The sequence below is a fragment of the Thermus tengchongensis genome (assembly GCF_021462405.1).
In the GTDB taxonomy this organism is placed as follows: Bacteria; Deinococcota; Deinococci; order Deinococcales; family Thermaceae; genus Thermus; species Thermus tengchongensis.
This window is the reverse complement of record NZ_JAKEDU010000002.1, coordinates 18,055-31,311: the sequence shown is the minus strand read 5'-3', so window position 1 is coordinate 31,311 and position 13,257 is coordinate 18,055. Positions and strand designations below refer to the sequence as shown.

Here is a 13,257-nt window from a genome sequence, read left to right as displayed (position 1 = left end):
GTATGCGCGACCTGGACCGCGAGGAAACCTACCTGGCCGACCGGCGGGGCCTGGCCCTGGAGCTGAGGGACCTGGTGGGCTCGGGGCCCGTGCCTAAGGAGGCCTACCCCGGCCCCCACGCCGCCTTGGGCTATGGGGAGGGCCACTTCGCCGCCCGGCTGTCCGGCCTTCCCGACTGGACGGAGGAGGGAACCCTGTTCGTGCTGGAGGGAGGGTACGACCTGGGAGAGGCCGCTGCCCTTTCCCTTCTGGCAGAAACGGAGCGGGTGCAGGTGGTCAAGGTGGGCCTCCGCCCCGGGGTTGAGGTCTACCTGTCCCCTAGCCCCCTGAACCCTTACCGCTACCTGCGCTTCCTCCTTCTGGCCACGGGACAGGAGGAAACCCTCTCAGAGGTGGATAGGGCTTTGCTGGAGGAACGAAAACGCCTCACCCCGGAAATCCCCCTCGAGGAGAACCCCGCCAAGTTCCTGGCCTACACCCTGGTGGAGCGGATCCCCCTCCTCTACGCTCCCTTTTACCGTCCCTTGGAGGAAGCGGCGCAAAGCCTTTTCGCCCGCATCGGGAAAAGCCTGGCCCTCACCCCACCCCATAGCGCCCTGGAGTTTTTCCTCACGGGCCTCGAGGCCCGCCACGAGCAGGGAGACCCCCTGGCCGCCGTCCTCCTAGGGGAGGGGGAGGCGGTGAGGCTCGCCAAGGAAATCCTGGAAACCCGGGTGGACGCGGTGGCCGAGGTGCCCCCCCCGGAAGGCAGCCGCCTCGCCCAGGCGGTGGCCCTCTGGTACCGCCTGGCCTGGACCGCCTACTACCTGGCCCTCCTCTACGGGGTGGACCCCTCCGACCCCGAGGTGCTGGAGCGCCTGCGGGAGGCCACCTGATGCCACCCCACCCCGACTCCGTCAGGGTGGGGGCCCCGGTGAAACCCCCCCACCCCAGGCCGCGCAGGAGTGGGCGCCCTCCAAATACCGGGCTTGCCCTGCTTCCTCTCCTTGCGGCGGAGCGCACCGAACCTTAGGGGAGATCAGGCCCGTGGAAACACCCCCTTTTCCCAAACCGGAAAGCCTGGAAGCGGCCCTTGCCCTGCAGAGGGCCCTGGCCCAGCGGGTGGTCCTTGAGGGAAGCCTGGAGGGGGTGAGGCTCCTTGCCGCCTTGGACGCCTCCCATAAAAAGGGAAAGCCCCTGGTGGCGGTGGCGGTGCTCTACCACCTGGAGCGAGGCCCCCTCTTCGTGGGCCGGGGGAAGGTGCCGGAAGAGGAGCTCTTCCCCTACATCCCGGGCCTCCTCTCCTTCCGCGAGGCCCCCGCCTACCTGGAGGCCCTGAGGCACCTCCCCGAAGCCCCGGAGGCCCTCCTGGTGGACGGGCAGGGCATCGCCCACCCCCGGGGCCTGGGCATCGCCAGCCACCTGGGGGTGCACCTGGACCTGCCCAGCGTGGGGGTGGCGAAGAGCCTCCTCTTTGGCCGCCCGGAAGCCCCTCTCCCCCAGGAGGCGGGAAGCGCCGTAAGGCTCCTCTCCCCCCAAGGCCAGCCCTTGGGGTACGCCTACCGGAGCCGCACCGGGGTCAGGCCCCTCTTCGTCTCCCCAGGCCACCGCGTAGGCCTGGAAGAAGCCCTGGCCTTCGTGCGGCGCCTTCCCACCCGCTTCCGCCTCCCTGAGCCCCTGCGCCTGGCCCACCTCGAGGCAGGCCGGGCCCTGGGGGCCTTAGACTAGCGCTCGTGGAAAACCCCCAGCCCAACCTGGTGTACCGGATGGCCTGGCCCGTGGCCCGCGGCCTCCTCCACCTCCTCTTTGGCTACCGGGTGGAGGGAGCGGAGAACGTCCCCCGGGAGGGGCCGGTGATCCTGGCAGCCAACCACCTTTCCATCCTGGACCCCATCGTCATCGGGGCCGGGGTGCGGCGGCCCGTGAGCTTCCTGGCCCGGGCCGACATCTTCCGCCTACCCTTCCTCTCCTGGCTTTTGCCCCGGCTTTACGCCATCCCCGTGGAGCGGGGGCAAAGCGACCTCTCCGCCATCAAGGGGGCCATCCGCGCCCTGGAACGGGGCATGGCCTTCGGCATCTTCCCCGAAGGCACCCGCAGCCGCACGGGCAGGCTCCAGCCCTTCAAAACCGGGGTGGCGGCCATTGCCCTGCGCACGGGAAGCCCCGTGGTGCCCGTGGCGGTGGTGGGCACGGACGAGGCCTGGCCCGTGGGGCACAAGCTCTTCCGCCTTCGCCGTCCCATCCGGGTCATCTACGGCAAGCCCATTCCCGTTCCAAGGGTCGGCAAGATCTCCCACCCAGAGCTAGAAAGCCTGACGCGGGAAATAGAGGCTCGGGTACGGGAACTTCTTCCCCCCAGGTACCGCTAGAGGCAATACTTTCGTTATCACACATTGCTATACTTGGTGGTAGAAATGGCTCTGGCTATTGCGCCCCCGCGTTTTCGCGTGATATAGTCCCTGCGGAAGGGAAAAGAGGAAGGAGGTGAAGAATGGCAGCAAAGAAAACGGTCACCAAAGCGGATCTGGTGGATCAGGTGGCTGCCGCCACGGGCCTCAAGAAGAAGGACGTGAAGGCAGCGGTGGATGCGTTCCTCTCCAAGGTGGAAGAGGCCCTCTCAGGGGGGAACAAGGTCCAGCTTACCGGCTTCGGCACCTTTGAGGTGCGCAAACGCAAGGCCCGCACCGGCGTGAAGCCCGGCACCAAGGAGAAGATCAAGATCCCCGCCACCCAGTATCCCGCCTTCAAGCCGGGCAAGGCCCTTAAGGAAAAGGTCAAGAAGTAAGGTATTCCCTTCCCCCGGGGGGCTTAAGCCCTCCGGGTTTATTACGCCTACTACCCTTTCGCTCTCTGCCGTGCCCCTAGGCATCCCAGAACACCGTGGGGGCAAGGATTTTCCGGGGCCCCCACCTTGGCTTTCGCCAAGGCGAGGTGGTATCAAGCCCCGCCCAGGGCTCCTCCTGGTTTGACCTTGGGCACCACCCGGGGAGTTTCCTTTTCTGGACGCTCCTGGGGAGTGCTTGCCTCCTCCTCCAGGGGCAAGCCCTCCACCACCCTTTGGAACTCCTCGGCGGTGAGGGTTTCCCGCTCCAAGAGGGTCTCCGCCACCCGCTCTAGGACCTCCCGCTTTTCCTGAAGAAGGTGCTTCACCCGCTGGTACTGCTCCTCGATGAGGCGGCGCACCGCCTCGTCGATGCGCTTGGCGGTTTCCTCAGAGTACTGGCGCACGTCATACCCGCCCAGGTAGGTGTCCTCCCGCACGGCGTAGGCCACCGGCCCGAACTCGGGGTGCATGCCCCACTCGGTGATCATGCGCCGGGCCAGCTCCGTGGCCTGGCGGAAGTCGTTCTCCGCCCCCGTGGTCACGTCCTCGAAGACCAGCTCCTCCGCCGCCCGTCCAGCCAGGGCTACGGCGATCTGGTCCAAAAGGCGCTTCCTGGACCAGTGGAGCATATCTTCCCGCCGGGGCATCATGAAGCCCAAAGCCCGCCCCCTGGGCACGATGGTCACCTTGTGCACCCCGTCGGCGTGCTCCAGGAAGTGGGCGGCCAGGGCATGCCCCGCCTCATGGTAGGCGGTGATCTTGCGGTCCCGGGGGGTGAGGACCAGGCTCTTCTTGGCCGGCCCCATCATCACCCGGTCGGCAGCCTCCTCGAGGTCCTTCATGGTGATCTTCTTCCGGCCCTCCCGGGCCGCCAGGAGGGCCGCCTCGTTCAGGAGGTTCTCCAGGTCCGCGCCCACGAAGCCCGGGGTGCGCTTGGCCAAAAGGGCCAGGTCCACGTCCTCCGCCAGGGGCTTGCCCCGGGCGTGGATGCGGAGGATCTGCTCCCTGCCCCTCACATCAGGGGCATCGATGGCCACCTGGCGGTCAAAGCGCCCCGGGCGCAGGAGGGCCGGGTCCAGGACGTCGGGCCGGTTGGTGGCGGCCATGACGATGATGGTGGAGTCCTTTTCAAACCCGTCCATCTCCACCAGGAGCTGGTTCAGGGTCTGTTCCCGTTCGTCGTTGCCGCCCCCCACACCCCCGCCCCGGCGGCGGCCCACGGCGTCGATCTCGTCGATGAAGACGATGCAGGGGGCGTGGCGCTTGGCGGTTTCAAAGAGATCCCTAACCCTGGCCGCCCCCACCCCCACGAACATCTCCACGAAGTCGGAACCGCTGGCGGTGATGAAGGGCACCTTGGCCTCCCCGGCCACCGCCCGGGCGATGTGGGTCTTCCCCACCCCAGGGGGGCCCACCAGCAGGACCCCCTTGGGAATCCTGGCCCCCATCTCGTGGAAGCGGGCGGGGTTCTTCAGGAATTCCACGATCTCCTTGAGTTCCTCCTTGGCCTCCTCGGCTCCGGCCACATCCTTAAAGGTCACCTTGGGGGCCTCGGTGAGCACCTTGGCCCGGCTCTTGGTGAAGCTGAAGGCGGAGTCCGAGGGCCCGGCGCGCCCGCTGCGGGAGAAGTAAAAGAGGGCGCCCACCAAAAGGCCCACCAGGAGAAGGGGCCACAGGAAGCCCAAAGGGCTTTGGCCCTGGGGGGGCTCCACCCGCACGTTGACCCCCTTGCGCATCCAGGCCTCGATGGTCTGGTTGTCCGGGGGGCTGGCGGCGTAGGTGGTGAAGGTGGAGCCATCGGTGAGGGTGCCCTGGATGCGGGTCTCCCCGGCCCGCACCACCACCTCCTTCACCCGACCCGCCTGCAGGTCCTCCAGGAAGGTGGTGTAGTTCACCCCACCCCCGGGGTTCCCCACCGTACCCGCCAGGCTGAAGGCCCAGGCCAAAAGGAGCAGGCCCAACACGAAGACCAAGAAGTTCAAGGGAAGCCGGAACATGTCTCCTCTTAGGGTACACGCCCTGGGAGAAATCCGGGTAGCCCAGGGCACCATGATATGATCATGCTCAAGTCTCTTGACTTATTCATGTGGCATGGTCTATGCTTGAGACGAGAGGTGTAGCTATGGCTAAGGCAGTGGGCATTGACCTGGGCACCACCAACAGCGTGATCGCCATCATGGAGGGCGGTAAGCCCGTGGTCTTGGAGAACGCGGAGGGCGAAAGGACCACCCCCAGCGTGGTGGCCTTCCGGGATGGCGAAACCCTGGTGGGCCGCATGGCCAAGCGCCAGGCAGTCCTGAACCCTGAGGGCACCATCTTTGAGATCAAGCGCTTTATCGGCCGCCGCTGGGAGGAGGTCCAGGAGGAGGCCAAGCGGGTCCCCTACAAGGTGGTCCCTGGACCCGATGGCGGGGTGAGGGTGGAGATCAAGGGCAAGCTCTACACCCCCGAGGAGATCAGCGCCATGGTCCTCCGCAAGCTGGTGGAGGACGCCTCCAAGAAGCTGGGGGAAAGGATCACCAAGGCGGTGATCACCGTGCCCGCCTACTTCAACAACGCCCAGCGGGAGGCCACGGCCAACGCCGGGCGCATCGCAGGCCTCGAGGTCCTGCGCATCATCAACGAGCCCACCGCGGCCGCCCTGGCCTACGGCCTGGACAAGAAGGGGAACGAGACCGTCTTGGTCTTCGACCTGGGGGGCGGCACCTTTGACGTGACGGTGCTGGAGATCGGCGAAGGGGTCTTTGAGGTGAAGTCCACCTCCGGGGACACCCACCTGGGCGGCAGCGACATGGACCACGCCATCGTGAACTGGCTGGCCGAGGAGTTCAAGCGGGAGCACGGGGTGGACCTCAAGGCGGACCGCCAGGCCCTCCAGCGCCTCATCGAGGCGGCGGAGAAGGCCAAGATCGAGCTTTCCAGCACCGTGGAGACCACCATCAGCCTCCCCTTCATCGCCCTGGACCCCGCCAGCAAGACCCCCTTGCACCTGGAGAAGAAGCTCACCCGGGCCAAGTTTGAGGAACTCATCGAGCCCCTCCTGAAGCGCCTCAGGGGCCCGGTGGAGCAGGCCTTGAAGGATGCGGGGCTCTCCCCGAGCCAGATCGACGAGGTGATCCTGGTGGGCGGGGCCACCCGGGTGCCCGCGGTACAGCGGGTGGTGAAGGAGCTTTTGGGCAAGGAGCCCAACCGCTCCGTGAACCCCGACGAGGTGGTGGCCATGGGGGCCGCCATCCAGGCGGGGGTGCTGATGGGCGAGGTGCGGGACGTGGTCCTCCTGGACGTCACCCCCCTCTCCCTGGGGGTGGAGACCAAGGGCGGGGTGATGACCGTCCTCATCCCCCGGAACACCACCATCCCCACCCGCAAGTGCGAGATCTTCACCACCGCCGAGCACAACCAGACCGCGGTGGAGATCCACGTCCTCCAGGGCGAGCGCCCCATGGCCGCGGACAACAAGAGCCTGGGCCGCTTCCGCCTCGAGGGCATCCCCCCCATGCCCGCCGGGGTTCCCCAGATTGAGGTCTGCTTTGACATCGACGCCAACGGCATCCTCCACGTGACCGCCAAGGAGAAGTCCACGGGCAAGGAGGCCTCCATCACCATCCAAAACACCACCACCCTCTCCGAGGAGGAAATCCAGCGGATGATCGAGGAGGCCAAGCGCCACGCGGAGGAGGACCGGCGCCGCCGGGAGCACGCCGAGCTCAAGAACACCCTGGACTCCACCCGCGTCCAGGCGGAGAGGATCCTCCAGGAGAAGCAGAGCACCCCCGAGGCCAAGGCGCGCCTCGAGGCGGCCATCGCCAGGGCCAAGGAGCTTTCGGAGAAGGATGCCTCCGACCCCGAGCTGAAGGCCGCCACGGAGGAGCTTCTGAAGGCAGTGGAGGCCTACGAGAAGGCCGCCACCGCCGGAGCCACCGGGGCTTCCGGCCGTGGCCCTGACGACGTGATCGACGCCGACTACAAGCCCGCCGACTAAAGCCCCCCTGCCCTGGCCCCTGCTGGGGCAGGGGCTTTCCCTTACCCCCTCTTGGAGGAAGCATGGAGAAGGAGCGTGAGGAAACCCAACAGGAACAGGCCGCCCAGGTGGAGCAAGACCTCAAGGCGGTGGGCGAGGAGGCCATAGCCCTGGAACAACGCCTCCTGGCCGTGGAGGAGGAGCTCCGAGCCCTGAAGGACCGGTACGTGCGCCTCCTGGCCGACTTTGACAACTACCGCAAGCGCATGGAGGAGGAACTTAGGCTAAGGGAACGGGAAGGGATCCTCAGGGCAGTCAGGGCGCTCCTCCCCGTTCTGGACGACCTGGAGCGGGCCTTGGAGTTCGCCGAGGCCAATCCGGAGAGCATCCTCAAGGGGGTTAAGGCGGTGCGGGAAGGCTTCTTCCGCATCCTAGCAGGGCTTGGGATCGAGGAGGTGCCCGGGGAAGGGGAGGCCTTTGACCCCCGCTACCACGAGGCCATCGGCCTCCTCCCCGGGGAGCCCGGCAAGGTGGCCCGGGTCTTCCAGCGGGGCTTCCGCCTGGGGGAGGCCTTGGTGCGCCCGGCCCGGGTGGCGGTGGGTGAGGAGAAAAGCCCTGAAGAAGAGGGCGTGGAGTAGGCCATGAAGGACTACTACGCCATCCTAGGGGTACCGAGAAACGCCACGCAGGAGGAGATCAAGCGGGCCTACAAGCGCCTGGCACGCCAGTACCACCCCGACGTCAACAAAAGCCCTGAGGCGGAGGAGCGGTTCAAGGAGATCAACGAGGCCTACGCCGTCCTCTCCGACCCGGAAAAGCGCAAGGTCTACGACACCTACGGCACCGCCACCCCACCCCCGCCCCCACCCCCCGGGGGGTACGACTTCTCGGGGTTTGACGTAGAGGACTTCTCCGACTTCTTCCAGGAGCTCTTCGGCGGGGGGCTCTTCGGGGGCATGGGCCGCAGGGCCCGTCCCCGGAAAGGCCGCGACCTCCGGGCCGAGCTGGCCCTGACCCTGGAGGAGGCCTTCTGGGGCGGGGAAAAGGTGCTGGACGTAGGGGGCAGGCGCGTTTCCGTGAAGATCCCCCCCGGGGTCCAGGAGGGAAGCGTCCTGCGCCTTCCCGGCATGGGGGGCCCTGGGGAGCCGCCGGGGGACCTTCTCCTCACCGTGCGGCTTCTCCCTCACCCCGTTTTCCGCCTCGAGGGCCAGGATCTCTACGCCACCTTGGACGTGCCTGCACCCATCGCCGTGGTGGGGGGCAAGGTGCGGGCCCCCACCCTGGAAGGCCCGGTGGAGGTCACCATCCCCCCTAAGACCCAGGCGGGAAGGAAGCTTAGGCTCAAGGGCAAGGGCTTCCCCGGGCCCCATGGCCGGGGCGACCTCTACCTGGAGGTGCGCATCGTCATCCCCGAGCATCTCTCCCCGGAGGAGGAAGCCCTTTGGCGGAAGCTAGCGGAGGTGCACCATGCTCGCGCGTAGCGAGTGGCTCTCCCTCGAGACCCTGGCGGCCTACGGCCTCTCCTTGGGCGCGGTGCGGGCCTACGTGGAGATCGGCTTTGTGGAGCCCTTGGAAGTGGGGGATGCTTGGTACTTCCGGGAAGAGGACCTTTTCCGCATGCTCAAGGCGGAGCGCATCCGCCGCGACCTGGGGGCCAACCTGGTGGGGGCAGCCTTGGTGGTGGAAATCCTGGAACGCCGCTAAAGCCCTGGCGTTTCTCCTCGAGGCGGTTCAGGAATCGGGACATCCCTCGCCCCCCTTTCCCCTATAATCAGGGCAGAACGCGCTGGCATCTCTCCGTTGGGCGAACCTCTCCGCAACACAGGGTGTTCCGCTTTATGCTTATAGATTGCTTGACATTGGCTTTATCAAGTGATATGATCGAGCTAGTAGGAGGCAAAGGGGTATGAACCTGGAACGCTGGACGCAAGCCGCCCGCGAGACCCTGGCCCAGGCGCAGGTCCTGGCCCGGCAGATGCGGCACCAAGCCATCGACCTGCCCCACCTTTGGGCGGTGCTCCTGCGGGATCCCTCCGGCCTGGCCTGGAGGCTTTTGGAAAAAGCCGGGGTAGACCCCAAGGCCTTGAAGGAGAGCCAAGAGAAGGAGCTTGCCCGCCTGCCCCGGGTGGAGGGGGCGGAGGGCGGGCAGTACCTGACCCCCCGGCTCTCCGGGGTTTTTGGCCGGGCCGAGGCCCTCATGGAGGAGCTTAAGGACCGCTTCGTGGCCCTGGACACCCTGGTCCTGGCCTTGGCGGAGGCCACCCCCGGCCTCCCAGGGCTGGAAGCCTTGAAGAAGGCCCTGCAAGAACTCAGAGGAGGTAAGACCGTGCAGACGGAACACGCGGAAAGCACCTACAACGCCCTGGAGCAGTACGGCATCGACCTGACCCGGCTCGCCGCCGAGGGCAAGCTGGACCCGGTCATCGGCCGCGACGAGGAGATCAGGCGCACCATTCAGATCCTCCTCCGCCGCACCAAGAACAACCCCGTGCTCATCGGCGAGCCGGGGGTGGGTAAGACCGCCATCGTGGAGGGGTTGGCCCAACGCATCGTCAAGGGGGATGTGCCGGAAGGCCTCAAGGGCAAGCGCATCATCTCCTTGCAGATGGGCTCCCTGCTGGCCGGAGCCAAGTACCGGGGCGAGTTTGAGGAGCGCCTGAAGGCGGTGATCCAGGAGGTGGTGCAAAGCCAAGGGGAGATCATCCTCTTCATCGACGAGCTCCACACCGTGGTGGGGGCAGGTAAAGCCGAAGGCGCGGTGGATGCGGGCAACATGCTGAAGCCCGCCCTGGCCCGGGGGGAGCTCAGGCTCATCGGGGCCACCACCCTGGACGAGTACCGGGAGATCGAGAAGGACCCCGCCTTGGAAAGGCGCTTCCAGCCTGTCTACGTGGACGAGCCCAGCGTGGAGGAGACCATCTCCATCCTGCGGGGCATCAAGGAGAAGTACGAGGTGCACCACGGGGTGCGCATCTCCGACCCGGCCCTGGTGGCGGCGGCGGTCCTCTCCCACCGCTACATCACGGAAAGGCGCCTCCCCGACAAGGCCATCGACCTCATCGATGAGGCGGCGGCCCGCCTGCGCATGGCCCTGGAAAGCGCCCCGGAGGCCATCGATACCCTGGAGCGCAAGAAGCTCCAGCTGGAGATTGAGCGTGAGGCCCTCAAGAAGGAGAAGGACCCCGACTCCCTGGAGCGCCTGAAGGCCATCGAAGGGGAGATCGCCACCCTCACCCAGGAGATCGAAAAGCTCAAAAGGGAGTGGGAGGCGGAGCGGGAGGTCCTGAAGCGGCTCCGCGAGGCCCAGCAACGACTGGACGAGGTACGGCGGCAGATCGAGCTGGCCGAGCGCCAGTACGACCTGAACCGGGCCGCCGAGCTCCGCTACGGGGAGCTTCCCCGCCTCGAGGCCGAGGTGGAAGCCCTTTCCGAGCAACTTAAAAACGCCCGCTTCGTGCGCCTGGAGGTGACGGAGGAGGACATCGCCGAGGTGGTCTCCCGCTGGACGGGGATCCCCGTGGCCAAACTCCTGGAAGGAGAAAGGGAGAAGCTTTTGCGCCTGGAGGACGAGCTCCACAAGCGGGTGGTGGGCCAGGAAGAGGCCATCCGCGCCGTGGCCGACGCCATAAGGCGGGCCCGGGCGGGCCTCAAGGACCCGAACCGCCCCATCGGGAGCTTCCTCTTCCTGGGCCCCACGGGGGTGGGCAAGACCGAGCTGGCCAAGACCCTGGCCGCCACCCTCTTCGACACCGAGGAGGCCATGGTGCGCATCGACATGACGGAGTACATGGAAAAGCACGCCGTTTCCCGCCTCATCGGGGCCCCGCCCGGCTACGTGGGCTACGAGGAGGGGGGGCAACTCACCGAAGCGGTTCGGCGGCGGCCCTACACCGTCATCCTCTTTGACGAGATCGAGAAAGCCCACCCCGACGTCTTCAACATCCTCCTGCAAATCCTGGACGATGGCCGCCTCACCGACTCCCACGGGCGCACCGTGGACTTCCGCAACACCGTCATCATCCTCACCTCCAACCTGGGTAGTCCCTTGATCCTCGAGGGCATCCAAAAGGGCTGGCCCTACGAGCGCATCCGGGAGGAGGTCTTCGCCGTCTTGCAAAGGCACTTCCGCCCCGAGTTCCTGAACCGCCTGGACGAGATCGTGGTCTTCCGGCCCCTCACCAAGGAGCAGATCCGCGAGATCGTGGAGATCCAGCTCCAGGGTCTCCGGGCTCGCCTGGCGGAGAAGCGCATCACCCTGGAGCTCACCGAAGGGGCCAAGGACTTCCTGGCCGAAAGGGGCTTCGACCCCGTCTTCGGCGCCCGGCCCCTCAAGCGGGTGATCGGGCGGGAGCTGGAAACCCCCCTGGCCAAGAAGATCCTGGCCGGAGAGGTGAAGGAAGGCGACAAGGTGGTGGTGGACGCAGGTCCCACGGGCCTCACCTTCCGCACCGCCGAGCGCGTGGAGGCTTAGAAAGGAGGCCCCATGGACGTGGTGGAGGTGCTCAAGAAGGCCTACCAGGACGAACTTTTGGACGCCCTTCGGGCGGAGAGGGCCGCGGAGGGGGTGCCCTATCCCCACCTGAAGGCCCTTCTCCTGGAGGTGGCCAAGCGGGAGCGGGCCCACGCCGAGGCCCTGGCGGAGGCTCTCCACCGCCGGAAGGTTCCCATTCCACCCACCCCTAGGGTGGAGGAAGCCGGATGGGAGGCCATGCTCCGCCTTCTCTCCGAGGAGGGCTTTGACCGGGCCTACTACCTGGAAAGCACCTTCCCCGACCCGGAACTGGAGGCCCTCTTCACCCGGTTGGGCCAGGAGGAGAGCCTCAACCAAGAGGCCGTGCGCAAGGTGGTGGCCCTTTTGGGAGGTGGTCTATGATCGGGAAGGAAGACGTTCGGCGTATCAAGGAAAGCCTGGCCCTCAAGGAAGGGCCGATCCTCTCCCTCTACTTGGACATCAACCCCGCCAAGCCGGAAAACAGCAACCGGGCCTACGCCCTAAGGGCCAAGGACGCCATGAAGGCCCTGGGGGTGCCCAAAGAACTCCAGGAAAGGGTCCTGGAGGTATTGAAGAACCAGGTCCTCGAGGCCAAGACCGCCGTGTTCTTCGTGGGAGAAAAGCTCTTTGAAACCCTGCTCCTCCAGGTGGAGCTCCCCTTGGTCTCCAGCCTCAAAACCACCTTCCTGGGAGAGGAAGAGCATCGCCTCCTCACGGACGGCGCCCTGGCTCACTACGGCGAACCCTTCCTCCTGCCCCTTCTCTATGCCCTGGACGAGTACGAGCGCTACGGCGTGGTCTACTTGGACCAGGAGCGCTGGCGGGTCTTCGAGATCTTCTTGGGCGAGGTGGCGGAGGTGGGCGACGCCTTCTTGGCCCTGGACACGGAAGCCTGGCGCAGGCTCTCCCTGGACGCCCCCGGGCGGCGCTTCCACCTGGGGGGCATCTCCCGGGGCGGAGCCGGCCAGGACCTCTTCGCCAAGCGCCTGGCCGCCTGGGAGGAGCGCTTTTACAAGACCCTGAGCCACGAGCTGGAAAAGATGGTCCAGGAAAAAGGGTTCACCCGCCTGGTGCTCATGGGTCCGGAGGAGCACACCAAGCTCTTCCTGGGTTACCTGCCCAAGCGCCTGAAGGAAAGGGTGGTCGCCCTCCTGCCCTCCTTGCCCCACCCTGGGGCCACGCCGGGCGAGGTGCTCAAGCGGCTGGAGCCCGTTTTGGAGGAAGCGGAGCGCCGGGGAGAGGTAGAACTCCTGAAGAAGCTTGAAGAGGCCTATCCCAAGGCGGTCTTTGGCCCGGAGGTCTTGGAAAGGGTTCAGGAGGGCCGGGTGGAGCTCTGGGTGCTTCCCTGGCACCTGGACCAGGCCGTGTACGCTTGCGATGGCGTGTTCTTCCCCGAAGAGGCCAGGGCCTTGGCCTACTGCCAGAACCCCGAGGCCAAGCCCCTGGCCCTGATCCTGCCCGAACTGGCGGCGGGCTACGCCGCCAAGCTGGAGTTCGTGCGGGGAGAAGCGGAGAAGGAGCTTCTGGAGCGCGGGGGCATGGCCGCGCTCCTGAGGTGGTGAGGAGGTGAGGAAGATGGTGCGGTTTGATCCTTTCAGGGAGCTGGAGGAGTTGCAGGAGCGTTTGGCAAGGGCCTTCGGCGCCACCCCCCAGCAGGGGCCCAGGGTGTACGCCCCGCCGGTGGACGTGCTGGAGGACGAGGCAGGCCTGCACGTGCTGGTCTACCTCCCTGGGGTGGACCCCGAGAAGGTGGAGGTGGTGGCCGAGGAAGGCGTGCTTTCCGTGAAGGCGGAGCGGCCCTTCGAGAAGCGGGAGAACGTGACCTACCACCGCCTGGAAGGCCCCTACGGTACCTTCGCCCGGAACTTCAACGTGCCCAGCACCTTTGACCTCTCCCGGGTGCAGGCCCGCTTCCGCCACGGGGTCTTGCACCTCCTCGTGCCCAAGGCCGAGGAAAGCAAGCCCAAGAGGATCCAGGTGCAGGTGGAATAGGAGGTGAGG

13 protein-coding genes are annotated in these 13,257 nt (G+C 66.6%); 12 read left to right on the top strand and 1 reads right to left on the bottom strand.

Annotation, left to right across the window (positions count from 1 at the left end; all coding sequences use genetic code 11):
- The first annotated feature begins 2 nt into the window (after positions 1-2).
- The 4 genes from L1087_RS02450 (at position 3) to L1087_RS02435 (ending at position 2,764) form a co-directional block, all read left to right on the top strand.
- Positions 3-875, top strand: coding sequence for an SIS domain-containing protein (locus L1087_RS02450; RefSeq protein ID WP_234557485.1), 873 nt, complete (start codon positions 3-5; stop codon positions 873-875).
- Between the two features lie 151 nt (positions 876-1,026).
- Positions 1,027-1,707, top strand: coding sequence for an endonuclease V (locus L1087_RS02445; RefSeq protein WP_135259594.1), 681 nt, complete (start codon positions 1,027-1,029; stop codon positions 1,705-1,707).
- 5 nt (positions 1,708-1,712) lie between these two features.
- On the top strand, positions 1,713-2,348 hold the full coding sequence (locus tag L1087_RS02440) for a lysophospholipid acyltransferase family protein (RefSeq protein ID WP_084584763.1): 636 nt from the start codon (positions 1,713-1,715) through the stop codon (positions 2,346-2,348).
- A gap of 122 nt (positions 2,349-2,470) precedes the next feature.
- Complete coding sequence (locus tag L1087_RS02435; protein WP_038031078.1) at positions 2,471-2,764, top strand: HU family DNA-binding protein; 294 nt, start codon at positions 2,471-2,473, stop codon at positions 2,762-2,764.
- A 152-nt stretch (positions 2,765-2,916) separates the two neighbouring features.
- Here the strand turns inward: L1087_RS02435 and ftsH are convergent, their stop codons facing one another.
- Positions 2,917-4,800 (bottom strand): ATP-dependent zinc metalloprotease FtsH, encoded by a 1,884-nt coding sequence (gene ftsH, locus L1087_RS02430; RefSeq protein WP_234557483.1) that lies wholly within the window; start codon positions 4,798-4,800, stop codon positions 2,917-2,919.
- Between the two features lie 125 nt (positions 4,801-4,925).
- On the opposite strand from ftsH, the gene dnaK reads away from it, so the two are divergent.
- The 8 genes from dnaK to L1087_RS02390 all read left to right on the top strand — a co-directional run bounded on the left by dnaK (position 4,926) and on the right by L1087_RS02390 (position 13,248).
- Positions 4,926-6,785 carry a molecular chaperone DnaK gene (gene dnaK / locus L1087_RS02425; protein ID WP_135259591.1) on the top strand — a complete coding sequence of 620 codons (1,860 nt, stop codon included), beginning with the start codon at positions 4,926-4,928 and terminating at the stop codon, positions 6,783-6,785.
- Between the two features lie 62 nt (positions 6,786-6,847).
- Positions 6,848-7,402, top strand: a complete 555-nt coding sequence (locus tag L1087_RS02420; RefSeq protein WP_135259590.1) for a nucleotide exchange factor GrpE — start codon at positions 6,848-6,850, stop codon at positions 7,400-7,402.
- Between the two features lie 3 nt (positions 7,403-7,405).
- Positions 7,406-8,245, top strand: coding sequence for a DnaJ C-terminal domain-containing protein (locus tag L1087_RS02415; protein ID WP_234557481.1), 840 nt, complete (start codon positions 7,406-7,408; stop codon positions 8,243-8,245).
- A complete protein-coding gene (locus L1087_RS02410; RefSeq protein WP_038045448.1) occupies positions 8,232-8,468 on the top strand; it encodes a chaperone modulator CbpM in 237 nt (78 codons plus the stop codon). The genes L1087_RS02415 and L1087_RS02410 overlap by 14 nt, the downstream gene beginning before the upstream one ends.
- A 202-nt stretch (positions 8,469-8,670) precedes the next feature.
- Complete coding sequence (gene clpB, locus L1087_RS02405) at positions 8,671-11,235, top strand: ATP-dependent chaperone ClpB (protein ID WP_234557480.1); 2,565 nt, start codon at positions 8,671-8,673, stop codon at positions 11,233-11,235.
- A gap of 12 nt (positions 11,236-11,247) precedes the next feature.
- Positions 11,248-11,637: a ferritin family protein gene (locus tag L1087_RS02400; protein WP_038041535.1), complete on the top strand. Its 390-nt coding sequence runs from the start codon at positions 11,248-11,250 to the stop codon at positions 11,635-11,637.
- Positions 11,634-12,818, top strand: coding sequence for a VLRF1 family aeRF1-type release factor (locus tag L1087_RS02395; RefSeq protein WP_234557479.1), 1,185 nt, complete (start codon positions 11,634-11,636; stop codon positions 12,816-12,818). The genes L1087_RS02400 and L1087_RS02395 overlap by 4 nt, the downstream gene beginning before the upstream one ends.
- Positions 12,819-12,831: 13 nt before the next feature.
- A complete protein-coding gene (locus L1087_RS02390; protein ID WP_135259661.1) occupies positions 12,832-13,248 on the top strand; it encodes an Hsp20/alpha crystallin family protein in 417 nt (138 codons plus the stop codon).
- Positions 13,249-13,257: the final 9 nt, after the last annotated feature.

What these genes read in the sequence shown, in the direction of transcription:
- dnaK (WP_135259591.1), top strand. Translation starts at nt 4,926, where the DNA reads ATGGCTAAGGCAGTGGGCATTGACCTGGGCACCACCAACAGCGTGATC.
- L1087_RS02400 (WP_038041535.1), top strand. Translation starts at nt 11,248, where the DNA reads ATGGACGTGGTGGAGGTGCTCAAGAAGGCCTACCAGGACGAACTTTTG.
- L1087_RS02420 (WP_135259590.1), top strand. Translation starts at nt 6,848, where the DNA reads ATGGAGAAGGAGCGTGAGGAAACCCAACAGGAACAGGCCGCCCAGGTG.
- L1087_RS02410 (WP_038045448.1), top strand. Translation starts at nt 8,232, where the DNA reads ATGCTCGCGCGTAGCGAGTGGCTCTCCCTCGAGACCCTGGCGGCCTAC.
- L1087_RS02395 (WP_234557479.1), top strand. Translation starts at nt 11,634, where the DNA reads ATGATCGGGAAGGAAGACGTTCGGCGTATCAAGGAAAGCCTGGCCCTC.
- clpB (WP_234557480.1), top strand. Translation starts at nt 8,671, where the DNA reads ATGAACCTGGAACGCTGGACGCAAGCCGCCCGCGAGACCCTGGCCCAG.
- ftsH (WP_234557483.1), bottom strand. Translation starts at nt 4,800, where the DNA reads ATGTTCCGGCTTCCCTTGAACTTCTTGGTCTTCGTGTTGGGCCTGCTC.
- L1087_RS02415 (WP_234557481.1), top strand. Translation starts at nt 7,406, where the DNA reads ATGAAGGACTACTACGCCATCCTAGGGGTACCGAGAAACGCCACGCAG.
- L1087_RS02450 (WP_234557485.1), top strand. Translation starts at nt 3, where the DNA reads ATGCGCGACCTGGACCGCGAGGAAACCTACCTGGCCGACCGGCGGGGC.
- L1087_RS02390 (WP_135259661.1), top strand. Translation starts at nt 12,832, where the DNA reads ATGGTGCGGTTTGATCCTTTCAGGGAGCTGGAGGAGTTGCAGGAGCGT.
- L1087_RS02435 (WP_038031078.1), top strand. Translation starts at nt 2,471, where the DNA reads ATGGCAGCAAAGAAAACGGTCACCAAAGCGGATCTGGTGGATCAGGTG.